This is a genomic window from Ruania alkalisoli, assembly GCF_014960965.1.
Classification (GTDB): Bacteria; Actinomycetota; Actinomycetes; order Actinomycetales; family Beutenbergiaceae; genus Ruania; species Ruania alkalisoli.
In genome coordinates this window covers 33,090-53,721 of the sequence record NZ_CP063169.1, presented here as the reverse complement: position 1 = coordinate 53,721, position 20,632 = coordinate 33,090, and the positions used below count along the sequence as shown (strand labels likewise).

The window sequence follows — 20,632 nt, the reverse complement described above, 5'->3', positions numbered from 1 at the left end:
AACGAGTGGTGCGAGAGTCAGGTCAGGACTTCACCGCCCCGGCGATTCCCTCGACGAAGTAGCGCTGCATGAACACGAACAGCGCGACGATCGGCAGCAGCGAGATCACACCCGCCGCGGCCATTCCGGGCCAGTCGGTGGAGTTCTCCCCGACGAAGGCCTGCATGCCGACGCTGACCGTGCGCAGCGCCGGGTTGGAGAAGGAGAACACCAACGGCAGGAAGAAGGCGTTCCAGGTGAACAGGAACGTCAGGATGCCGACGGTCGCCGTCACCGGCATCGACAACGGCAGCATGATCTGCGTGAACGTGCGCACGAAACCTGCGCCGTCGACGATCGAGGCCTCCTCGAGCTCGGCCGGCATCCCGCGGAAGTAGCCCGCGTAGATGAGGATCGACGCCACGTTCGCCGCTCCGGCGAGTGCCAGGATCATCCCGGCGAGACTGTCCAGCAGGCCCAGCTCCATCGAGAGCTTGACCACCGGGATGATCGTGTAACCGGTCGGCACGAACAACGTGGCCACCAGGATCGCGATCACCAGCCGCGAGCCCGGGAAGCGGTACCGCCCGAGCACATAGCCGGCGAGGGCGCACCGCACCACCACGATCGCCGTGGTCGCCACGGTCACGATCACCGTGTTCAGGAGGTAGATGTTGAATCGCCCGTCGATCCAGGCACGGGAGTAGTTCTCCCATTGCAAGGTCTCCGGGATCAGTCCCAGCCCACCACCGAAGATCTCACCGGAGGTCTTCAGCGACGCCGAGACCATCCAGATGAAGGGGAAGACCCACACGAAGGCCAGTGCGAGCAGCAGAGCCGTCAGCACCCACCACCAGAACCGGCGGCCTAGCCGGCGCGTGGTCCGAGGTGTGGTCGCCGTCATCGTCACACTCATGAGCGAGCTCGCATCCGTCGGGAGACCACCGTCGCCCACACCTGCAGGATGACCACCAGCAGCACGATCACGCCGAACAGCACGGCGGCCGCAGAGGCGAATCCGAGCTGCGGGATCGAAGCCGCGAAGGCCCACCGGTAGATGTAGATCTCGATGATCTCGGTGCTGAAGAACGGCCCACCCGCGGTCATCGTCTGCATCAGGTCGAAGGCGTGGAAGCAGTCCTCGATCGTGAGTACCGAGATGATCAGCAGGAAGGGAATCAGCATCGGCAGGGTGATGTAGCGGAACAGCCGCATCGGACCGGCCCCGTCGATCCTTGCCGCTTCGTACAGGTCCGCCGGGATGGTCTGCAGCGCCGCCAGCCAGTAGATCAGCGTGATGCCGAAGAACTTCCACACGTAGATCACCCCGGCGGTGATCAACGCGGTCTCAGACGAACCGAGCAGGTCGATCGGCCCGAGCCCGAAGATGGTCGCGAGCGCCGCCGTCGGGCCGCTGGCCGGGTCGAAGATGAACCGCATCACCACACCGACGATGGCCGTGGTGGTCACCACCGGCAGGAAGTAGGCGGTACGGAAGAACGACCGCAACGGCAGCTTCGGGGAGTTCAGCAGGATCGCCAGGGCGAAGGCACCGAACACCCGCAGCGGCGCCACGATCAGCATGAACAGCAGCGTGACCCGCACCGAGGACCAGAACAGCGGGTCGGCGAAGACCGCCTCGTAGTTGTCCAGGCCGACGAACGTCTGCTGGCTGGAGAAGCCGTTCCACTCCACCAGCGAGTACCAGTAGCTCGCCACCATCGGGTAGAGGGTGTACAGGCCGTAGAGCACGAAGGTGGGCAGCAGGAAGACGTAGATCCAGAGGTTGCGGCGACGCTCCCGGGATCGTTGCCCCGGGCGTTTCGCTGCCTTGGCAGCCGCCGAGCCGGACCGGGTGGCCGTCTCGGCGATCAGAGTGGGACTCGCCATCGAGTTCTCCGAACGTGTCGGTGGGTCAGCGGATCTGGGACTTGGCGAAGGTGTAGGGGTCGTTGCCGATGCGCTGGCCGGCGTCGAGCCCATCGATGACCGCCAGGTCCTCGTCGGTCAACGCCACGTGATCCAGGTCGGCGTTGGTGCGCATCCGCTCGGGGTTGACCGTCTTGGGGATCACGACGTGCCCGCGGTCCAGGTGCCAGCGCAGGATCACCTGGGCGGCAGTGACGCCCAGCCGCTGCGCCAGGGCCGTCACCTCCGGGTGGTCCAGATCGCCCGCCTGCCCGAGCGGGGAGTATGCCTCCACCGCGATCCCGCGGGACCGGCAGAAGTCGGCCAGCTCCCGTTGCTGATAGGTCGGGTGCAGTTCGATCTGGTTGACGGCGGGGGTGCGCTCTGAGAGGTCCGCCAGCTCCGTCAGGTGCTCCGTCATGAAGTTCGAGACCCCGACGGCGGCCACCTCACCCTCCGCTGCCAGGTGCGCCAGCGCTCGCCAACTGTCCTGCCACAGGCCGGCTGCCGGGTTCGGCCAGTGGATGAGGTACAGGTCCAGCCGGTCCAGCCCCAGGCGCCTGCACGTGTCGGCATAGGCCGTCAGCGCCGACTCATACCCTTGGTCGCCGTTGCGCAGCTTCGAGGTGACGAACACCTCCTCCCGGGGGATGCCGGTGGCCTGGATCGCCGCACCCACGCCCTCCTCGTTCACATACGCCGCGGCGGTGTCGATGTGCCGGTAGCCGATCTCCAGCGCCTGCTCCACCACCTGCTGGGTGCCCCCGGATTCCACCTGGAACACCCCGAGGCCGAACTGCGGGATCGAGGTCCCACCGGCGAGTGGCACCCGGCGGGCGAAGATCTGCTCACTCACTGGTGCCCCCGGCAGGATCGAGCACCAGCAACGACACCGACGGCAACGGCAGGGCGACAGTCGTACGGAAGGCGCCCTCCGCCGTCGTGATCTGCGTGGGAGAGGTGAGTTCCTCCAGGCCCTGACGTGCCTTGATGGCAGCGAGCTGATCCTCGGTAGGAACCTGCGGGCTGCCCTGCTCGGCCCAGCGGGTGTGGGAGTTGGAGCGGTCGGCGTCGATCCGGAAGTGGCGCAGCGTGTAGGAACCCTCCAGGCCGGTGACGGCGAGGCTCACCTCGGTCTCGGCGTCGTCGGTGCGGTACTGGTCGTCGGTGTGGCGCCACACCAGGATCGCCACGGTGCCGTCCTCACCGCGGGAGGCCAGCACGTCCACCTCCTCGGGCATGCTCGCCCCGGTCGCGTGGTCGATCTGGGCCACGTCGACGGCGGCGCTCGAGGATGCGGCCAGGCGCCGCTGACCGAGGTGGCTGAGCATCCGGTAGGCGTTCAGGAGCGGCTTCTCCACACCGCCGGCCGTGAGGAAGGCGCGGGTCCCCTCGAAGTAGCGCTCACCCTCGAAGTAGAAGCTCCACGAGGTGGCCTGCTCCACCTGGACCGGTTCGAGGGCGTTCAGGTCGAGCAGCTTCTTCATCAGCTTCACCTGGAACACGGGGAAGTACTCGGTGTTCTGGAAGGCGAAGTTGCCGTTGTCATAGGCGGAGAAGTGCGCGGGTACACCGGCATCGCACTCGTCCACGATCGCGGGCAGGTCGTGATACTCGGGGAACTCGGCGATCACCTGCAGCAGGCGCTGGACCTCGAAGATCATCTTGTTCGCCGAGGGGCTCTGCTGCTCGGCAGCAGGGGCGCCGGTCGGGCCGTAGGCGCGCCACGGGGTGAACGCCGAACCCTTGGTGTGGAAGGAGACGAAGTCCAGCGGGTCACCCTGATCCCGGGTGTGCTGGAGGAAGCCGCGCATGAACTCCACACCGGCGCCGGTGACGGTGGGCCCACCCACCTTGGCCTCGGGGAGCACCGACCGGACCGCGCGGGCAGTGACGGAGTACAGGTCGTAGAACTCCTGCGGGGTGCCACGCCAGTAGAAGATGTCCGGCTCGTTCCACAACTCCCACAGCCACGTGCTGACCTCCTCGGCGCCGTAGCGCTCGAGGCAGTGCCGGGCGTGGGCCGCCACCAGGTCGCCCCAGCGCTCGTAGTCACGCGGGGGGTAGGACCACTGGCCGGCCTCGTAGGCGCTGTAGACGGTGGGGCTGGGGGTGACGGTGAGCTCCTCGGCCTGTTCGGGCAGGAGATCGCGCGGCGTGAAGGCCAGTTCGACGAGCACGTGGTGCCCGGCCTCGACGATCGCGTCGTAAGTCTGGTCGACGATGGTGAAGTCGTACGTCACAGACCCGTCGCTGCGCTCGTGGTACACGTTCCCGTTGCCCCAGTGCGGGATGCCGAAACCGCTACCGGAGCAGAAGACGTAGTGAGGGCGCACGTGGAAGCCGCGCTCGGTCATCTCACCGAACGTGTTCAGCAGCGTGCGGCCGGTCGGGGTGTAGGTCCAGTTGATCTCGTCGTAGCCGATGCTCTCCCACATCCGGGTGAGCGGGCCCGCGTCCGAGGCGGCGTCCACCTCCACCTCGGCGGAGCGGACGTGGGGGGCCGTCGGGTCGCTCGGCGCGGCCTTCGGGTAGGGCGAGACGTCGTGGCCGATCCCGGGGTTGTGATCCGGGCGGGGACCGGTGGCCTCGGGGGGAGCAGTCTCGTCGGTTCGGGTGCTCACGTGGCGGGTGCCTCTCCTGCGTCGGCAGCGTGCCCTCGTCGCGGAGGGCCGTCGTCCTCGGTGACGACGTAGTCCGACGGTAGCCCTGGTAATTGCAGATTGTCAACGCTATATTTTCTGCATGCGAGAATGGCGGGCATGGGGAGCGATGAGCCGCCATCATGTGCATGGCAGGCAACTGCCCCGGCTGGATCGGCGAGGGAAGGACATGCGATGACGCTGGGCACGATCGGACCGCGTACCTCGCTGAGCGAGCACGTCGTGCGCATCCTGCGCGAGAAGATGGCCAACGGCGAGCTGCCGCCCGGCTCGCGGCTACGAGAGGCGGAGATCGCCGAGTCGCTGGACGTGAGCCGAGGGCCCGTCCGCGAAGCGCTCGCGCTCCTGGAGGCCGAGGGCCAGGTGGAGATCAAACGGCACCGCGGTGCCTTCGTCTCGATCCTGACCCAACGCGATGTCGAGGAGGTGCACACGCTGCGCACCGCCGTCGAGACGCTCGCCGGTGAGCGCGCCGCCACCCGCCTCACTCCCGATCACCTCGCCGAGCTGGACCGGGTGCTGGAGCAGATGAAGGACACGTCCGGATCGGTGCAGCCCGAGGAGGCCGTGGCGCTGGACCTCGCCTTCCACGACGTCATCTACGACGCCGCCGATCACGCCCGGCTGCACCGGGTGTGGACCTCACTGCGCAGCCAGGTGGCCTTCTTCCTGATCACCCGCAACATCAACTTCCCCGATTTCCCCACGGTCGGCTACCCCGAGCACAAGGAGTTGCGGGACATCCTCGCCTCCGGCGACCCGGAAGCGGCGCGCGCAGCCGTAGCCGATCACATGCGGGGTGCGTACTCGCGACTGCGCCAGCTCGAACTGCCCGAGGCCTGAGATCTCGCGGCATCTGCACCCTCCAGGTGCGGGCGTCAACACGCTCTGACCGGACTGCGGAAAACCGGATCGGCACTCGACCAATCCGGATCTGCGCACACTCCGAACACAGGGTGCACGTTGACGATCCACGAAGGAGATGCACGATGCGAAAGAAGACGCTACTGGCGGTTCCGGCCGTCGCGATCAGCGCCCTGGCAATGACCGCCGGACCTGCCCTCGCTGACCACCAACCCTGGTCCGGTCAGGCCACACTCGATGAGCTCAACGGCAGCGGCACCAGCGGTGATGCCATGATCGAGCTCGACGGGAGCGAAGCGACCGTCACCATCAACATCTCAGGTGCGGCCGCCACGTTCGGCGACGGCCCGTTCCCGCACGCCCAGCACATCCACATCGGTGGCCAGGGAGTCTGCCCCGATGCCAGCGCCGACGAAGACGGCGACGGTGCCGTGAGCACACCGGAAGGCATTCCTTCCTACGGTCAGGTCAGCACCTCGTTGACCACCGAGGGTGACACGAGTGCGGACTCGGCTCTCGCGATCGAGCGCTTCCCCGGCGGGGAGTCCTACACCTATGAGCGCACCTTCGAAGTCAACGATGACACCGCTGCCGCACTGGCGGACGGAACCGCCGTCGTGGTCATCCACGGTGTCAACCCGGAGCTCCTGAGCGAGGAGGCCGCCGAGAAGATGAGCCCGCTGAACGAGGAGCTGCCCCTGGCTGCCACCCTGCCCGCGGCATGCGGAGCGGTGAGCGTCTCCCAGATGGACGCGATGCCTGACGGCGGTGCGGACACCGGCTCGCCGGTCCAGCCGGCCGACAACACCGGCGCGATGATCGCAGCCGGTGCCGGCGCCGTGGCCCTGGCCGCCGGTGGGGCCTGGATGCTGCGTCGTCGTTCGGACAACGCCTGATCGACTGAGCACCCACCGATGAGTTCACTCCGCGGTCGCCGCGCAGGCCTCACGGTCTGCGCGGCGGCCGTCGCTCTCGCCCTCACCGCCTGCGCCGGGCCGGACGACGGCGTGGCTGCGCCCAGCGCATCCGACTCCCCTCAGGTCGAGGAGGTTCCCTCCGAGGCAACGCCGACGGCGGAACCGGCCCCGGCCCCTACCAGCGAGTCTCCCTCGCCCGCCCCGACCGAGGACCCCACCCCGGCCGAGGAGCCGGAGCCGGTCTCGCTGCCCGCCTCGGAGCCGACCGTCGTCTCCGTACCCGTGATCGGCGTCGAGGCCGAGCTGATGGATCTCGGACTTCAGGAGAACGGGTTGATCGAGGTGCCGCCGTACAACCTGGGCTCCCCGCCCGGCTGGTACGTGCACTCCCCCACGCCGGGCGAGATCGGACCCTCGGTGATTCTCGGTCACCGCAACGGCATCGAGGGCGGGCCCGGGATCTTCGCCGACCTGCCTCAGGTCGAGATCGGCGACAGCATCGAGGTCATGCGCGAGGACGGCTCCGTGGCGACGTTCACGATCTACCGCACCGAACTCTTCGACAAGAGCCGGGAGGGCTTCCCCACCCTGGAGGTGTACGGAAACACCGACGAGGCGGAGATCCGGCTGATCACCTGCGACGGGCTCAACACCGACACCGGGATCCTGGAGGACAACTTCATCGCCTACGGCCGGCTCGACGCCTGAGCGCACCGACGGGCCCGACTGGCTCGACCTGTCCAACCGGACCATGACTCACCGCAGGAACAGTGCCCGCAACCTCGTCGTCGTCAACCACAGGCCGGCGGCGGTCATGGCCACGAAGTAGCCCACGTGCACCAGCGTTGCCCACGTCAGGTAGCCCACCGAGAGCTGACGCATCAGCTCCACCGCGTGCCACAACGGCAACACCATCACCAGCCACTGCACCGCCTCGGGGTAGACGGTGATCGGGTAGAGCGTGGCGGAGAACAGGAACATCGGCAGCATCACGAAGTTCAGCAGATCCATCTGCTGGAACCGGGTGAGGAAGCTGGTGACGCCCATCCCCAGCGCAGCGAAGCCGAACGCGATGAGTACGGCCACCGGCACCATCGCGAGCGCCCACCACGAGGTCACCAGCCCCATGACGGCCAGCACCCCCAGGAATCCCAGGGCATACAGGAAGCCGCGGAACAGCGCCATCAGGATCTCCCCGAGCGCCACGTTCCAGGGCGAGAGGGAGGTCTGCAGCATCGCCTCGTACAGCTTGGCGAAGCGGAGCTTGAAGAAGACGTTCCACGTCGAGTCGTAGAAGGCGCCGTTCATGGCCGACGTCGCCAGCAACGCCGGTGCGATGAAGGCCGCGTAGGTGATCCCACGGCCGCCCGGCCCGGAGACCTCGCCGACCAGCATCCCCATGCCCACACCCATCGCGAGCAGGTAGAACACCGGCTCGAAGAACCCGGAGACGAGGATCATCCAGTTCTGGTTGCGGATCACCGAGAAGCCGCGTTCGAGCACCGAGATCACGCTGCTGCGGGCGCCGGGCTCGGCGAGCACCGGTCGCTGCTGTTCGTGCACACTCATGAGGTCAACCTCCGGGTGTAGACGCGCCGAGCCCACATCACGCCGGCCAGCGTCGCCGCGACCAGCACCAGTACATGCACGGCGATGAGCCACCCGGGTCCGGACGCGCCGTAGGAGGCAAGCCGGGCCAGCTGCGTGCCGTGCCAGACCGGCGAGAGCCAGCCGATCCACTGCAGGTAGACCGGCATCACCGAGAGCGGGAAGAAGGTCCCGGAGAACAGAAACATCGGCATCACGATGAACCGCTGCACGAAGGAGAACTGGAAGCCTTCACCCTCCAGGCTCGCGGCGTACGCCTGCAGGGGCGCACCGAACGCCGTGGCCGCGAGCACCCCGATCGGCACCATCAGCACCGACCAGCCCAGGCTCGTCGCTCCGAACGCGACGGCGATCACCCAGAAGATCGTGCACTGCACCACGAACCGGATCACCACGGCGAGCAGGTGGCCGGCGGCGATCTGCGCGGGTCGCAGCCCGGTGGCGGCGGGGCCGTAGTAGGTGCGCATCCACTTGAATCCGGCCATCACCGGATACGTCATCTCACCGGAGACCGACATCACCACGGTGGAGACCAGCAATGCCGGAGTCACGAACGTCAGGTAGTCCACGCCGTCGACCGTGCCGACTCCGTTGCCCACCAGGGCGCCCAGGCCCAGGCCCATCGCGATGATGTACAGCAACGGCTGCCCGACGGCGTTCAGTAGCCCGGGCACGATGAAGGCCCGCATCGAGCGCAGCACAGCCTCGGCGTGGTACCACGTGCCGAACCGGTGTGCCCGCTGCGCCATCACCGCATGACTGGGTGCCTGGCCGGAGTAGGCCAGAGTGGTCGTATCCAGGTCGTCGTGGTGGTGCCCCACCACGGTCTGCTCGCGCGCGGAACCGGTCTCGTCAGTCAATGAGGGACCGCCCTGTCAGGCGCAGGAACACGTCCTCCAACGAGGAGCGTCTCACCAGCGACGTCACGGGAGCCAGACCACGGCGAGCGACCTCCTCCAGGCAGGCTTCGCCGTCATCGGCATAGACGAGCACCCGGTCCGGCAGCACCTCGAGGCGGCTGCCGACCCCGTCCAGCTCCGCCACCACGGTGGCGTTGCGGGCCGATCCGAAGCGGAGCTCGACCACCTCGCGGGTGGAGTAGGTGCGGATGAGCTCACGGGGGCTGCCCTCGGCCATGATCCGCCCGTGATCGACCACGATGAGCCGGTCGCACAGCTGCTCGGCCTCGTCCATGAAGTGGGTGGTCACCACCAGCGTGGTGCCCGCTTCCTTCAAGCGGAACAACCGATCCCAGAGCACGTGCCGGGCTTGCGGGTCCAGCCCGGTGGTCGGCTCGTCCAGGAGCAGGATCTTCGGTTCGTTCACCAGGCCGCGGGCGATGGTCAGGCGCCGCTTCATCCCCCCGGAGAGCGACTGCACCTTCTCCTTGGCCTTCGCCTCCAGCTGCGCGAAGGCGAGCAGCTCGTCGGCCTTCGCGGCGAGGAAGGACCGGGAGAGCCCGAAGTAGCGCCCGTACATGATGAGGTTCTCGCGCACCCGCAACTCTTCGTCGAGATTGTCCTGCTGCGGGATCACCCCCAGATGCGCACGCACGGTGGGCCCCTGCGGGCCGGGATCCATGCCGAGCACGGTGAGGTCGCCGCCAGTGCGATCGAGGGTGCCGCCGATCATCCGCATCGTGGTGGACTTCCCGGCGCCGTTCGGCCCGAGCAGACCGAAGCTCTCGCCCGGGCGCACCTCGAAGTCGATCCCATCGACGGCGACGAAATCACCGTAGGTCTTGCGCAGGCCACGCGCGCTGATCACTGGCTCGACAACTGACTCGGTCACGGGGGTCAACTCTACGTCGCGCGGTCCAGGACGGAGATCTCCCATCGGAGTCCATGTCTGCCGTTGGAGTCCAGGCGTGGACGGTCAGATGTGGACTCCCATGGCAAAGGTGGATTCCACCGGCTCGGTCGCTCAGGTACGGCGGCGGCGCCACCAGCGGACGACGGCGGCGGCGGTGGCACCCGCCGCTCCGATCGCGAGCGCCACGAGAACGGGTGGCCCGGCGATCCCGGGAGCCATCGCCGCTGCTAGAACGTCGAGTCCGGCTCCTACCCGCTCACCAACATCGGCTCGATAGTCGGCCGCATAGCCGATGGTCGTGAGCAAGGCGGGCATCACCCACAGCAGCACCAGGCTGAGCACCCACGCCGCGATCTTCGCGCTGAGCCGGATCCCGCACCATGCGAGCGCCACCCCCACGAGTACGGCGGGCAGCCACCGCAGGCTCCCGACCACGTCGATCACCGCGGGTGTGGCCGCGGCCGGCTCCGGGAGGAGCAGCATCCGGGCCCAGGCTGCGACCGGTGCGGCAGCGAATGCGACGGCGATCGCGGCCGCACCGCGGCGACCGCGCCCGATCAGCCCCAGAACGAAGACTGCGCCGAGTGCGCTGAGTGTCGCCCAGGTCAGCACTCCCGCGAGGTAGACGGTGGCCAGGGAGCGCTCCTCGAGTCCGGCGGCAAGCACCAGACCGCTCTGGATCCCGGCTGCCAGCATCCCCGCCAGAACGCCGAGCGCGGTCAGGCCGGTGGATCGACGACGCCGGTCACGTGGTTCAAGGCGCGCGATCACGCCGGCGATGAGGCCCGCCGTCATGAGCATCCCCAAGAGCTGCACCAGGTGGTACTGGTTCAACGGAAGCAGCGCGAGTGGCATCTGCTCCGGGCTGGTCTCGCTCGCCCAGAGGTTCTGCAACGGCAGCCGAGGGCCGGTCCGCAGCCATGGCAAGAGACCGACGACCACCGATGTCAGCCCCACCAGGGGGTAGAGCCACATCGGCATGCGCTGATCCCGCGGAGGGGTCCGCGGTGCTGAGGTGGGCGAGAGGCTCACCTGGTCGATCCTCGCCGGGTGCTCATGTCTCGATCCTGGCACGCCGGGTGGTGGTTCACCTGTTGGCGCAACGTCGCGCGGGACCACCCCGTGACGCACTCGTCACCGTGGCGTTGATGCACGCAGCATGGTGCCGCGGGCCGACGAATCCCGGTCGATTCGGTCACCGCAGGTCCAGGCAGGCGCGGCAGACGGGATCGGTCAGGGAGCGAACAGCGTGGTGGAGAAGCTGTACCGGCTGGCCCGGTAGATGTGACGTCCGTGCTCGATTGCGCGGCCGGTGGAGTCGTAGGCCGTGCGTTCCATGGTGAGCACGGCGGCCTTCGGCTTGTCCTCCAGCAGCCGGGCCTCGGCTGCGGTCGCGGTGCGCGCGCCGATCTGCTGGTTGGCCATGTGGATCTCCACCCCGGAGTCGCGCAACGCGTGGTAGAGACCCATCTCACCGAGCTGCTCGTACGAGGGCGCCAGCTCGAGGGCGATGTAGTTGGTCATCAGAGCGAGCGGCTCACCGTCGGCCTGTCGCAACCGCCGGATGGTGACGACGTCAGATCCGTCGGGCAGGTCGAGCGCCTCGGTGATGTCGGAACCTCCCGGCGCCACCGAGTACTCGAGCACCGATGTACTCGGTTTGCGCCCACTGCGCTCGAGATCGTCGTAGAGGCTGGACAGGTCCACTCGCCGCCGCACCCGCACCGGTGCCACCTGGGTGCCGACACCGCGCTTACGCACGAGCATGCCCAGATCGACCAGTTCCTGCAGGGCTCGGCGAGCGGTCGGCCGCGAGACGCGGAGCCGCTCGGCGAGGGCGATCTCGTTCTCCAGCCGCTGCCCCGGCGCAAGTGCACCACCCTCGATCGACTTCTCGATCGCCGTGGAGAGTTGGTGGTACAGGGGTGTCGAGCTGGTCCGGTCAAGTTCGACCCGCACCGTCGCCACATCGTCGGAACCCATCCGCTCTCCTGGTTCTGTGGTCACGATTGCCATCACTGTCATCAACGAGCATACAAACTATCCCACATGGATGCATTTGTTAGGACAATCGCTTGTCGAAACCGGACGTAGTACGGCACAATCGGGACCAGATCGGTCGAACACGTCCGCGCGAAAGGGATGAGGCACGCGGTGAACGTCATCACGATGGGGCGCTCCGGCGTCGACCTCTATCCGCTCCAGACCGGCGTTGGTCTGGAGCAGGTAGAGACGTTCGGGAAGTTCCTGGGCGGCAGCCCCACGAATGTGGCCGTGGCTGCCACCCGGATGGGGAGCCCGGCGGCAGTGCTCACCGGCGTGGGCAACGATCCGTTCGGACGCTACGTGCGTGCCGAGATGCGCCGGCTCGGGGTCGACGATCAGTTCGTGGTCACCGACCCCGACCTGCCCACCCCGATCACGTTCTGCGAGATCTTCCCACCGGACGACTTCCCGCTGTACTTCTACCGCCGGCCCAGCGCACCGGACCTGCAGCTGCGGCCCGAGCACATGCCGCTGGAGCAGATCGCCGCGGCCGACCTGTTCTGGGTCTCCGGTACCGGGTTCTGCACATCGCCGAGCCGGGAGGCGCACCACACTGCCCTCGCGCACCGCAGCAGCCACGGCAGCGGTCGCCACACGGTGCTCGACCTGGACTACCGCCCGATGTTCTGGCCGGAACCGGCCGAGGCGACCGCGCAGATGCAGCAGGCGCTCGCCCACGCCACGGTGGCCGTGGGCAACCGCGAAGAGTGCGAGGTGGCTATCGGTGAGACCGAGCCGGAGGCGGCCGCCGATGCGCTGCTCGCCGCCGGCGTCCGCCTGGCGATCGTCAAGCAGGGACCGGCGGGAACCCTCGCCAAGACCGCCACCGAGCGGGTGGTCGTCCCTCCGACCGAGATCGACGTGGTGAACGGACTGGGCGCCGGCGACGCCTTCGGTGGCGCCCTGGTGCATGGACTGGTCAACGACTGGCCGCTGCAGAAGCTGATCGAGGCCGCGAGCGCCGCGGGTGCGATCGTCGCCTCCCGCCTGGAGTGCTCCACCGCGATGCCCACGCTCGCCGAACTCGAGGCAGTACTGGCGGGGACCCCGGTCACCGAGGTCAACGCGAAGGCCGGCCGATGAGCGGGGGGAGCCCAGGCGCCACGATCACCCCGCGGCCTGCCATCGCCGATCTACCGCAGATCCGCGCCCATCACCCGGGCCGCATCGCCGCCTCGCTCGCGGCCCGCACCCCGGGTCAGCGCCCCGCCGCCGGGGAACAGCTGATGATCATCGCGGCCGATCACCCGGCTCGCGGCTCACTCGGTGCCGGCCCGGACGCGATGGCCATGGCCGACCGCACCGATCTGCTCGGGCGCTGCCTGGAGGCCCTGGCCCGCCCCGGCGTGGACGGGTTTCTCGGCACCGCCGATCTGATCGAGGACCTCACCCTGCTCGGCGCCCTCGAGGGCAAGCTGGTGTTCGGCTCGATGAACCGCGGCGGTCTCCCGGGAGCGGTGTTCGAGGCCGACGACCGTTTCACCGGCTATGACGCCTCCGGGGTCGCGGCCGCCGGGCTGGACGGCGGGAAGATGCTGCTGCGCATCGCCCCGGACAATGCCGGCACCATGCACACGATCGCCGCCTGCGCCGAGGCCGTCAACGACCTGGCCGAACGCGAACTGACCGCGATGGTGGAGCCGTTCTGGAGTTACACCGAGCACGGCCGGCTGCGCAATGACCTCTCCCCGGATGCGGTGATCCGTTCGATCGCCGTGGCCGCGGGCCTGGGCCGCACGTCGGCCCACACCTGGCTGAAGCTGCCGGCCGTTCCCGAGCCGGAGCGGGTGATGGCCGCGACGACCCTGCCGAGCCTGATCCTCGGCGGCGAGGTCTCCGACGATCCCGACGCCGCACTCGCCACCTGGGAGGCCACACTCGCCTGCCCGAACGTGATGGGCCTGGTGGTCGGACGGAGCCTGCTGTACCCGCCGGACGGTGACGTGGCTGCGGCGGTGGATGCCGCCGTCGGGCTGCTGTGAGCACACTGGTGTGGACAACTCGAGGAGGATGTGGCGATGACTGATGCCGACCTGCTGGTACGCGCGGGCAGTGCCCCGAACGGGCCGTTCGGGCTGGAGATCACCCCGGAACGGGCCGGCTGGGACTACTCCGGGCTGAAGATGCTGGAGATCTCCGCCGGCGCCACGGTGGAGGTGAGTCTCGGTGAGGACGAGGCGATCGCGCTGCCGCTGGCGGGCAGCTTCGAGATCGCTGTGGAGGGGCAGACCTTCCACCTGCACGGGCGACCGGATGAGTTCAGCGCCCTGACGGACTACGCCTACCTCGGCCGTGGCGCTCACGCGCAGATCACAGCCACCGCAGATCACGACGGCGGCCGGCTCGCCCTGGCCACGGCGCGCGCCGAGGAGCAGCTCACCAGCTCCTACCACTCCACCGAGGAGGTACGGCTGGAGCTGCGCGGCTCCGGGATCGCCTCCCGGGAGGTGCGCAACTACGCCCTCGGCAACGCCGTACGTACGGACCGGTTGCTGGTGGTGGAAGTGATCACCCCCGGCGGCAACTGGTCCTCCTACCCGCCGCACAAGCACGACGTGCACACCGATGACGAGCGGGTCCTCGAGGAGATCTACCACTTCCGGTTCCGCTCCCACGCCCCGGGTGCGCAGACCGGTGACGGCGTCGGCTATCACCGTCAGCACGGCACCGCCGAGCGACCGATGGAGCTGCTCGCCGAGGTGCGCTCGGGAGACACGGTGCTGGTGCCGCACGGCTACCACGGGCCGTGCATGGTGCCGCCGGGATGCGACATGTACTACCTGAACGTGATGGCCGGCCCCGAGCGTGACGGCACCTGGAAAATGACCGACGACCCGCACTACACCTGGGTGCGCGAGACGTGGGACGACCAGGAGTTCGACGCCCGGCTGCCGCTGGCGAAGGAGCAGTGATGACCGAGGCCCCGCAGCACTCACAGGCGACCGTGCGACTCACCGTCGCGCAGGCGCTGGTGCGCTTCCTCTCGGTGCAGTACACCGAGCGCGACGGCGTGCGTCAGCGGTTGATCCCCGGCGCCTTCGGGATCTTCGGGCACGGGAATGTGGCCGGCGTGGGTCAGGCGCTGCTGCAGAACGCCCTGGATCCTGCGGACGGCGAGGAGTCGTTGCCGTATTACCTGGTACGCAACGAGCAGGCGATGGTGCACTCCGCCGTCGGGTTCTCCCGCGCGCGCAGCCGGCTGCAGACCTACGCGTGCACGGCCTCGATCGGTCCAGGATCGACGAATATGGTCACCGGCGCCGCACTGGCGACGATCAACCGGGTGCCGGTCCTGCTGCTGCCCTCGGACATCTTCGCCACCCGCCGGCCCGATCCGGTGCTGCAGCAGCTCGAGGACCCGGGATCGCCCGAGGTGAGCGTGAATGACGCGTTCCGGCCGGTCTCGCGCTTCTGGGACCGCATCACCCGGCCCGAGCAGCTGATCGCCTCGCTCCCGCAGGCGATGCGCGTGCTCACCGACCCGGCCGAGACTGGTGCGGTCACGCTGTGCCTCCCGCAGGACGTGCAGGCCGAGGCGCATGATTTCCCGGTCGGACTGTTCCGCGAGCGCACCTGGCATGTGGGGCGGCCGGTGCCGGAGCCGGCGGCCCTGGAGCGCGCCGTGGCCGCGATCCGGTCCGCCCAGCGCCCGCTGCTGGTGGCCGGCGGTGGGGTGAAGTACTCCGAGGCCAGCCAGGCGTTGATCGACTTCGCCGACGCGACCGGTATCCCGGTGGCGGACACCCAGGCAGGCAAGGGGGCGATCCCGGCGGACCACCCGTGCGCCGTCGGAGGCGTCGGTTCCACGGGGTCGGCGGCGGCCAATGCGTTGGCGGCCGAGGCGGACGTGGTGATCGGTGTGGGCACGCGCTACTCGGACTTCACGACGGCCTCCCACACTGCCTTCGCGCGCGAGGGCGTGCGCTTCGTGAACCTGAACGTGGCGAGCTTCGACGCCGCCAAGCACAGCGCCGAGATGCTCGTGGCCGACGCGCGCGAGGGACTGACGGCCCTGACCGGCGCGCTGTCAGGGCACCGGGTGAGCGAGGAGTACGCCGCTGAGGCGCACAAGCTCACCCAGGAATGGGCACGCACGACGGCGGAGCTCACCCGGCCCGCCGCCTCACCTGAGCGTCAGCTCCCCGCGCAGGTGGAGGTGTTCGGAGCCCTGAACGAGCTGATGGGCGCCGAGGACGTGGTGATCAACGCCGCCGGTTCGATGCCCGGTGACCTGCAGGCGCTGTGGCGTGCGGCAGGCCCGGACCAGTACCACGTGGAGTACGGCTACTCCTGCATGGGGTACGAGATCCCGGCAGCGATCGGGGTGCGGCTCGCCCGCCCCGAGAGTGAGCGGCAGGTGGTCGCGATCGTCGGCGACGGCACGTACCAGATGATGCCCACCGAGCTGGCGACGATCGTGGCCGAGGGGCTGAAGGTGATCGTGGTGGTGCTGCAGAACCACGGCTTCGCCTCGATCGGGGCGCTCTCGGAGTCGGTGGGCTCGCAGCGCTTCGGCACCGCCTACCGGATGCGGGACGACTCCGGGCAGCTGGCCGGTGAGTACGTGGGCGTGGACCTGGCCGCGAATGCGGCGAGCTTCGGCGTGCGGACCGTCACCGCCTCCTCGGTCGATGATTTCCGGGAGGCCTACCAGCAGGCGGCCGCTGCACCGGACGCCACCGTGATCGTGATCGAGACCGACCCGGTCGGTCCGAACCCACCGGCCACGAACGGTTGGGACGTGCCGGTCGCCGAAGTGGCGCGGCTGGAGAGCACGCAGCGGGCCTACGAGGAGTACGCCCGGCTCCGGGCGAGGCAGCGGCACTACCTGTAGGGCCGCCGTCAGCGGATCGTTTGCCGTACTGCCCCGCCCAGGTCCCTCAGCTCGCGGAGAGGCGCGCCATCTGCTCCTCGGAGAGTCGCACCTCGGCCGCCCCAGCGGAATCGACGATGCTCTCGGGCCGCGACGCGCCCGGGATCGGGATGACCACGTCGGCCAGCGCCAGCTCCCATGCGAGCGTGACCTGGTAGACGCTCACTCCGAGCTCGCCGGCCACGTCGGCGAATGCACGGTGCTGGCTGCCGAGCTCGGCCGCCTTGGCGATGCCACCGAGCGGGCTCCAGGGCAGGAATGCGATGCCGAGCCGTGCACAGTGCTCCAGTTCGTCGTGACTGGAGCGGAACCGTGGTGAGAACTGGTTCTGCACGCTCACCAGGCGTCCGTCCAGCACGTCGTTGGCCTCGTTGATCTGGGCGACGTCGGTGTTGGAGACGCCGGCCATCTGGATCACGCCCTCGTCGAGGAGTTCGGCGATCGCGCCCATTGATTCGGCGAACGGGACCTCGGGGTCGGGGCGGTGGAACTGGTACAGCCCGATCGCCTCCACGCCGAGCCGCCGGGCCGAGTCCTTCGCGGCCTGCTTGAGCCGTTCGGGGCGTCCGTTCTTGGTCCACGATCCGTCGCCTGGGCGCTGGGTGCCGCCCTTCGTGGCCACCAGCACCTCGTCGTCACTGACGCCACGGGCACGCAGGGCACGGGCGACGAGCTCCTCGTTGTGCCCCTCCTCACCGGCGTCGCGGTGATAGGAGTTGGCGGTGTCGATCAGGGTGATGCCGGCGTCGAGCGCGGCATTGATCGTCGCGATGGCGCGCTCGGGTTCGGGCCGGCCCTCGATCGACATGGGCATGGCTCCGAGTCCGATGGCGGAGACGAGTCGGTTGCCGATCTTGCGTTCGTGCACGATTCTCCTCTTCGAGATACTGCTTCCACGTCTACCGGGCGTGGACGGTGCCGCACGGGTTCGGTGACCGCGCGGTTCAGGTTTCAGGCGCTGGCTGCTTGTGTCCCGTAGCGCTTGGCCGCCCGCGCCTTGGCCTTCGCGGCCTCGACCTCCCGGTCCTTCGGCGGGGCTTGGGTGACCAGGTCCGCGAGTAGATGCTCCGTGGTGTGGGCGATGTCGGCGACAGCCTGGTCGAAAATGGCCTGGTTCGCGGCGGAGGGCTTGTTCATCCCACTCACCTTGCGCACATATTGCAGCGCGGCGGCGTGCACCTCCTCCGACGTGGCGTGCGGTTCGAAGTTGTGGAGGGTCCGGATGTTGCGGCACATATCACCAGGCTGGCACGCCGGGCCGCCCGGCGCCAGGGGCCGGCAGGGGTTCATCACACTCGACGCACGCTCAGCGAGCGGGTGCGCCGAATACCAGCGATAGCACCCAGCCTGGGCCGGCAGGTATGCGATTCCACGGCGCGAGTGTCAAGCATGTTTGACACAACGTCGATCGGACGTGTTAAGTGTCCTTAACAGGACGGAGGAACTCATGACACACGATGCAGACGGCACCGCCGCACGCGAGCGCCTGCGCTGGGGACGGTCACAGTGGGGTCGCACCCGCCCGGCAGCCTGGTGGCACGCCGCCCCGCTCGGGATCGTGCTCACCGTGATTCTGTCGATCGCGTTCAGTCTCATCGGCTTCGACGCCGAGCAGCGCCGGCTCGCTCTCGGGATCGGCCTGCTCTGCTTTACCGGCCCCGCCTTGGCCCTGGCGTGGATCGTGGTGGTCGACCGCTCCACGATCCGAGGCGCCGTCGACCGTCCGGAGGAGACGGTCGAGAACATCTGGTGGGATAAGGCCACCCAGCACACGCTCTATGACGTGGTGGTGGTCATCGGTGTCGGTGCCGCCGTATTGAGCCTGACCGGCTGGGAGGTCACCGCGGTCACGGCCCTGATGGCTCTCGCAGGGCTCATCGCCGCCGACGTTGCGATCCGGTACGTCCTGGCTCGCCGGGCCGGGTGAGGCATGCAGAACTCACTGATGGTCCGCCGTCAGGAAAGGGGCTGGTCTCAGCAGTTCCTGGCCGAGCAGCTCGGCGTCTCCCGCCAGACCGTGATCTCGATCGAGAAGGGCCGGTTCGACCCCTCGCTGCCCCTCGCCTTCCGGCTCGCCGAGGTGTTCGGATGCCGCATCGAGGATCTGTTCAGCCCGTGATCCCTCACGGCACCACGACGGCCCGTCCCCGCAGTGTGCCCTCGTGCAGGCGGCGATACGCCTCCGGTGCCTCGTCGAGCGAGAAGGTCTCCACCTCCACTGAGACGCGCCCGGCACGGGCGAGCTCCAGCACCTCGATCAGCTCGGAGCGGCTACCCCAGTAGGGGGAGCGGATGGTCGAGTCATATGGACGCGCGAGCATCCCGATATCGGCCTTCGTGGCACCGACCCCCACCAGCACCAGGTCGGACTCGGTACCCAGCAGCGACAGTCCCAAGTCCACCGTGGGCTGGATCGCGACGAAATCGAAGACGGCTGCCACCTTCGCCCCGCCGACGGCGTCACGGATCTTGCCTGCTGCCTCCTCGTCCGACGCGAACGCGTGGTGGGCACCGACATCCCGGGCGAGAGCGAGCTTGTCCTCGCTCACGTCGAGGGCGATCACCGTCGCCGGAGTGATCTCCCGCAGGATCTGGATGGCGACGTGACCCAGGCCGCCTGCCCCGATCACGACCGCGACCGTGCCAGGGACAAGCTTCGGGAGCGACGTCTTGATGGCGTGGTACGGAGTGAGGCCGGCATCGGTGAGGGCGACGTTGCGCACGGGGTCCAGATCGCCGAGCGGGGTGAGGTGGCGCTGATTGCGGACCAGCACATACTCGGCCATCGAGCCATCGGATCCGAGACCGGGTGGGGTGATGCCGAGCTCCGCGGCGCGCGGACAGTAGTTCTCCTTCCCCTGCGCGCACTCGTAGCACCGGCCGCAGCCCTGCGGGCCGTAGATCGCGACTGCGTCACCCTCCTGTACGGCATCGACCCCCTCGCCGCGCTTGTCCACCACACCCACACCTTCATGGCCCAGGGTCATCGGGAGGGGGTAGCCGAACTGGGCGAACTGCTCCGCCGACAGCCCCATCACGAACGAATCGGAGTGACACGCACCGGCAGCAGTGACCTTGACCCGAACCTCACCCGGTCCAGGTTCCGGGATGGGCACCTCCCGCAGCTCGGGGGGACGACCGACCTCGACATACTGCAGCGCCTTCACCGTGATCCTCCGGCATCTCGTGGGTACTGAAGCTCGTGAGTGCTGACACGGATCGAAGCCCGATGCGTGCTCTGACCCCCGACATGACCAGTCTCACTCACAGAGTGCAGGTTGTCCTGTCGACGCGAAACCCCTGCCGAGTCCGAGCGCGAGCATCGGCGGCTGGGCTCGCCTCAGTCCTTCGAGGAGGCACTCTCCACCCTGTACACGAGGCGCGCGAACTGGCCGAACGCCGTCGCCGAGACGAGCCGCAGCCGATCGGACTCGATCCGCCGGGGCAGCACGGGCGCCCCGCCGGTCAACGCCACCGGTGCCACCGACAGCGCAATCTCGTCGAGCGCACCGATGTCGAGGAACTGGCCGGCCAGGTCACCACCGCCGACCACCCAGATATCGCCGTCTCCCGCTGCCTCCCGGATCGACGGCAGTACCTCGGCTACCGAGCCGGAGACGAAGCGGACATCCGCCCCCTCGGGCACGGGCAGGTCACGGCTGGTGAAGACGAACGTCGGCCGATCGCCGTGGAACTCCTGCCACTTCTCCGGGTGAGCGAGCACGTCCTCCTGAGCGAGCAACCACTCGTACGTCGTCGACCCCTCGACGAGCACGCTCGCACCGGAGGGAAACAGCCCCTCATCAGGATGATCACCGCCGTCCACCTCGAACAACCAGCTCAGCGAGTTGTTCTCGTCGGCGATCCAGCCGTTCAGCGTCGTTGCCGTGTCATACAGAATGCGTCCCATAGATGGCACGGTACGACCGGGCACTGACATGTGCTCTGCGCGACTACCCGCG

General features: G+C 68.5%; 22 protein-coding genes. 9 read left to right on the top strand and 13 right to left on the bottom strand.

Annotated features, from left to right (window positions below):
* Positions 1-22: 22 nt before the first annotated feature.
* The 4 genes from IM660_RS00240 to IM660_RS00225 are packed head-to-tail and all read right to left on the bottom strand — an operon-like array spanning position 23 to position 4,511.
* The gene (locus IM660_RS00240; protein WP_193497467.1) at positions 23-883 is read right to left on the bottom strand and encodes a carbohydrate ABC transporter permease; all 861 of its coding nucleotides are present in this window, start codon (positions 881-883) and stop codon (positions 23-25) included.
* Between the two features lie 8 nt (positions 884-891).
* The gene (locus tag IM660_RS00235) at positions 892-1,869 is read right to left on the bottom strand and encodes a carbohydrate ABC transporter permease (RefSeq protein WP_193497466.1); all 978 of its coding nucleotides are present in this window, start codon (positions 1,867-1,869) and stop codon (positions 892-894) included.
* Between the two features lie 25 nt (positions 1,870-1,894).
* Positions 1,895-2,743: an aldo/keto reductase gene (locus IM660_RS00230; RefSeq protein WP_246465058.1), complete on the bottom strand. Its 849-nt coding sequence runs from the start codon at positions 2,741-2,743 to the stop codon at positions 1,895-1,897.
* The gene (locus tag IM660_RS00225; RefSeq protein WP_193497465.1) at positions 2,736-4,511 is read right to left on the bottom strand and encodes a GH39 family glycosyl hydrolase; all 1,776 of its coding nucleotides are present in this window, start codon (positions 4,509-4,511) and stop codon (positions 2,736-2,738) included. Before IM660_RS00225 ends, IM660_RS00230 begins: the two co-directional genes overlap by 8 nt.
* 213 nt (positions 4,512-4,724) lie before the next feature.
* Between IM660_RS00225 and IM660_RS00220 the strand changes: the two genes are divergently transcribed.
* From IM660_RS00220 to IM660_RS19790, 3 genes are all read left to right on the top strand, one after another.
* Complete coding sequence (locus tag IM660_RS00220; RefSeq protein WP_159618860.1) at positions 4,725-5,393, top strand: GntR family transcriptional regulator; 669 nt, start codon at positions 4,725-4,727, stop codon at positions 5,391-5,393.
* A 146-nt stretch (positions 5,394-5,539) separates the two neighbouring features.
* Positions 5,540-6,310 (top strand): hypothetical protein, encoded by a 771-nt coding sequence (locus tag IM660_RS00215; RefSeq protein ID WP_193497464.1) that lies wholly within the window; start codon positions 5,540-5,542, stop codon positions 6,308-6,310.
* Between the two features lie 18 nt (positions 6,311-6,328).
* Positions 6,329-7,039 (top strand): sortase domain-containing protein, encoded by a 711-nt coding sequence (locus tag IM660_RS19790; RefSeq protein WP_246465057.1) that lies wholly within the window; start codon positions 6,329-6,331, stop codon positions 7,037-7,039.
* Between the two features lie 48 nt (positions 7,040-7,087).
* Here IM660_RS19790 and IM660_RS00205 read toward each other — a convergent pair whose 3' ends face one another.
* The 5 genes from IM660_RS00205 to IM660_RS00185 form a co-directional block, all read right to left on the bottom strand.
* On the bottom strand, positions 7,088-7,900 hold the full coding sequence (locus IM660_RS00205; RefSeq protein WP_193497463.1) for an ABC transporter permease: 813 nt from the start codon (positions 7,898-7,900) through the stop codon (positions 7,088-7,090).
* Positions 7,897-8,799 (bottom strand): ABC transporter permease, encoded by a 903-nt coding sequence (locus IM660_RS00200; RefSeq protein ID WP_246465056.1) that lies wholly within the window; start codon positions 8,797-8,799, stop codon positions 7,897-7,899. Before IM660_RS00200 ends, IM660_RS00205 begins: the two co-directional genes overlap by 4 nt.
* Entirely contained in the window at positions 8,792-9,730 is a 939-nt protein-coding gene (locus tag IM660_RS00195) for an ABC transporter ATP-binding protein (protein WP_246465055.1), read from the bottom strand. The genes IM660_RS00200 and IM660_RS00195 overlap by 8 nt, the downstream gene beginning before the upstream one ends.
* Positions 9,731-9,862: 132 nt before the next feature.
* Positions 9,863-10,732, bottom strand: coding sequence for a hypothetical protein (locus IM660_RS00190; protein WP_193497461.1), 870 nt, complete (start codon positions 10,730-10,732; stop codon positions 9,863-9,865).
* 252 nt (positions 10,733-10,984) lie between these two features.
* Positions 10,985-11,734: a GntR family transcriptional regulator gene (locus tag IM660_RS00185; RefSeq protein WP_193497460.1), complete on the bottom strand. Its 750-nt coding sequence runs from the start codon at positions 11,732-11,734 to the stop codon at positions 10,985-10,987.
* A 159-nt stretch (positions 11,735-11,893) separates the two neighbouring features.
* On the opposite strand from IM660_RS00185, the gene iolC reads away from it, so the two are divergent.
* From iolC to iolD, 4 genes are read left to right on the top strand one after another with little or no spacing between them, the layout of a single operon-like run.
* Positions 11,894-12,880 (top strand): 5-dehydro-2-deoxygluconokinase, encoded by a 987-nt coding sequence (iolC, locus tag IM660_RS00180; protein WP_193497459.1) that lies wholly within the window; start codon positions 11,894-11,896, stop codon positions 12,878-12,880.
* Positions 12,877-13,779, top strand: a complete 903-nt coding sequence (locus tag IM660_RS00175; protein WP_193497458.1) for a Cgl0159 family (beta/alpha)8-fold protein — start codon at positions 12,877-12,879, stop codon at positions 13,777-13,779. The genes iolC and IM660_RS00175 overlap by 4 nt, the downstream gene beginning before the upstream one ends.
* Before the next feature lie 36 nt (positions 13,780-13,815).
* Positions 13,816-14,709 carry a 5-deoxy-glucuronate isomerase gene (iolB, locus tag IM660_RS00170; protein ID WP_193497457.1) on the top strand — a complete coding sequence of 298 codons (894 nt, stop codon included), beginning with the start codon at positions 13,816-13,818 and terminating at the stop codon, positions 14,707-14,709.
* The gene (gene iolD, locus IM660_RS00165; protein WP_193497456.1) at positions 14,709-16,631 is read left to right on the top strand and encodes a 3D-(3,5/4)-trihydroxycyclohexane-1,2-dione acylhydrolase (decyclizing); all 1,923 of its coding nucleotides are present in this window, start codon (positions 14,709-14,711) and stop codon (positions 16,629-16,631) included. The genes iolB and iolD overlap by 1 nt, the downstream gene beginning before the upstream one ends.
* A 46-nt stretch (positions 16,632-16,677) precedes the next feature.
* Here the strand turns inward: iolD and IM660_RS00160 are convergent, their stop codons facing one another.
* On the bottom strand, positions 16,678-17,538 hold the full coding sequence (locus tag IM660_RS00160; RefSeq protein WP_193497455.1) for an aldo/keto reductase: 861 nt from the start codon (positions 17,536-17,538) through the stop codon (positions 16,678-16,680).
* Positions 17,539-17,621: 83 nt separating this feature from the next.
* Positions 17,622-17,906 (bottom strand): DUF2277 domain-containing protein, encoded by a 285-nt coding sequence (locus IM660_RS00155; RefSeq protein ID WP_193497454.1) that lies wholly within the window; start codon positions 17,904-17,906, stop codon positions 17,622-17,624.
* A gap of 211 nt (positions 17,907-18,117) precedes the next feature.
* On the opposite strand from IM660_RS00155, the gene IM660_RS00150 reads away from it, so the two are divergent.
* Complete coding sequence (locus IM660_RS00150; protein ID WP_193497453.1) at positions 18,118-18,597, top strand: hypothetical protein; 480 nt, start codon at positions 18,118-18,120, stop codon at positions 18,595-18,597.
* 3 nt (positions 18,598-18,600) lie between these two features.
* A complete protein-coding gene (locus tag IM660_RS00145; protein ID WP_159618833.1) occupies positions 18,601-18,789 on the top strand; it encodes a helix-turn-helix transcriptional regulator in 189 nt (62 codons plus the stop codon).
* A 4-nt stretch (positions 18,790-18,793) separates the two neighbouring features.
* Here IM660_RS00145 and IM660_RS00140 read toward each other — a convergent pair whose 3' ends face one another.
* Both IM660_RS00140 and IM660_RS00135 read right to left on the bottom strand, forming a co-directional pair.
* Positions 18,794-19,837, bottom strand: a complete 1,044-nt coding sequence (locus IM660_RS00140; RefSeq protein WP_193497452.1) for an NAD(P)-dependent alcohol dehydrogenase — start codon at positions 19,835-19,837, stop codon at positions 18,794-18,796.
* A gap of 173 nt (positions 19,838-20,010) precedes the next feature.
* Positions 20,011-20,580, bottom strand: coding sequence for a dihydrofolate reductase family protein (locus tag IM660_RS00135; protein ID WP_193497451.1), 570 nt, complete (start codon positions 20,578-20,580; stop codon positions 20,011-20,013).
* Between the last annotated feature and the right edge of the window lie 52 nt (positions 20,581-20,632).

Coding starts and splice junctions, on each gene's coding strand:
- IM660_RS00240 (WP_193497467.1), bottom strand. CDS start 883: ATGACGGCGACCACACCTCGGACCACGCGCCGGCTAGGCCGCCGGTTC.
- IM660_RS00235 (WP_193497466.1), bottom strand. CDS start 1,869: ATGGCGAGTCCCACTCTGATCGCCGAGACGGCCACCCGGTCCGGCTCG.
- IM660_RS00220 (WP_159618860.1), top strand. CDS start 4,725: ATGACGCTGGGCACGATCGGACCGCGTACCTCGCTGAGCGAGCACGTC.
- IM660_RS00215 (WP_193497464.1), top strand. CDS start 5,540: ATGCGAAAGAAGACGCTACTGGCGGTTCCGGCCGTCGCGATCAGCGCC.
- IM660_RS19790 (WP_246465057.1), top strand. CDS start 6,329: ATGAGTTCACTCCGCGGTCGCCGCGCAGGCCTCACGGTCTGCGCGGCG.
- IM660_RS00205 (WP_193497463.1), bottom strand. CDS start 7,900: ATGAGTGTGCACGAACAGCAGCGACCGGTGCTCGCCGAGCCCGGCGCC.
- IM660_RS00190 (WP_193497461.1), bottom strand. CDS start 10,732: ATGCCGATGTGGCTCTACCCCCTGGTGGGGCTGACATCGGTGGTCGTC.
- IM660_RS00185 (WP_193497460.1), bottom strand. CDS start 11,734: ATGGGTTCCGACGATGTGGCGACGGTGCGGGTCGAACTTGACCGGACC.
- iolC (WP_193497459.1), top strand. CDS start 11,894: ATGAGGCACGCGGTGAACGTCATCACGATGGGGCGCTCCGGCGTCGAC.
- IM660_RS00175 (WP_193497458.1), top strand. CDS start 12,877: ATGAGCGGGGGGAGCCCAGGCGCCACGATCACCCCGCGGCCTGCCATC.
- iolB (WP_193497457.1), top strand. CDS start 13,816: ATGACTGATGCCGACCTGCTGGTACGCGCGGGCAGTGCCCCGAACGGG.
- iolD (WP_193497456.1), top strand. CDS start 14,709: ATGACCGAGGCCCCGCAGCACTCACAGGCGACCGTGCGACTCACCGTC.
- IM660_RS00155 (WP_193497454.1), bottom strand. CDS start 17,906: ATGTGCCGCAACATCCGGACCCTCCACAACTTCGAACCGCACGCCACG.
- IM660_RS00150 (WP_193497453.1), top strand. CDS start 18,118: ATGACACACGATGCAGACGGCACCGCCGCACGCGAGCGCCTGCGCTGG.
- IM660_RS00145 (WP_159618833.1), top strand. CDS start 18,601: ATGCAGAACTCACTGATGGTCCGCCGTCAGGAAAGGGGCTGGTCTCAG.
- IM660_RS00135 (WP_193497451.1), bottom strand. CDS start 20,580: ATGGGACGCATTCTGTATGACACGGCAACGACGCTGAACGGCTGGATC.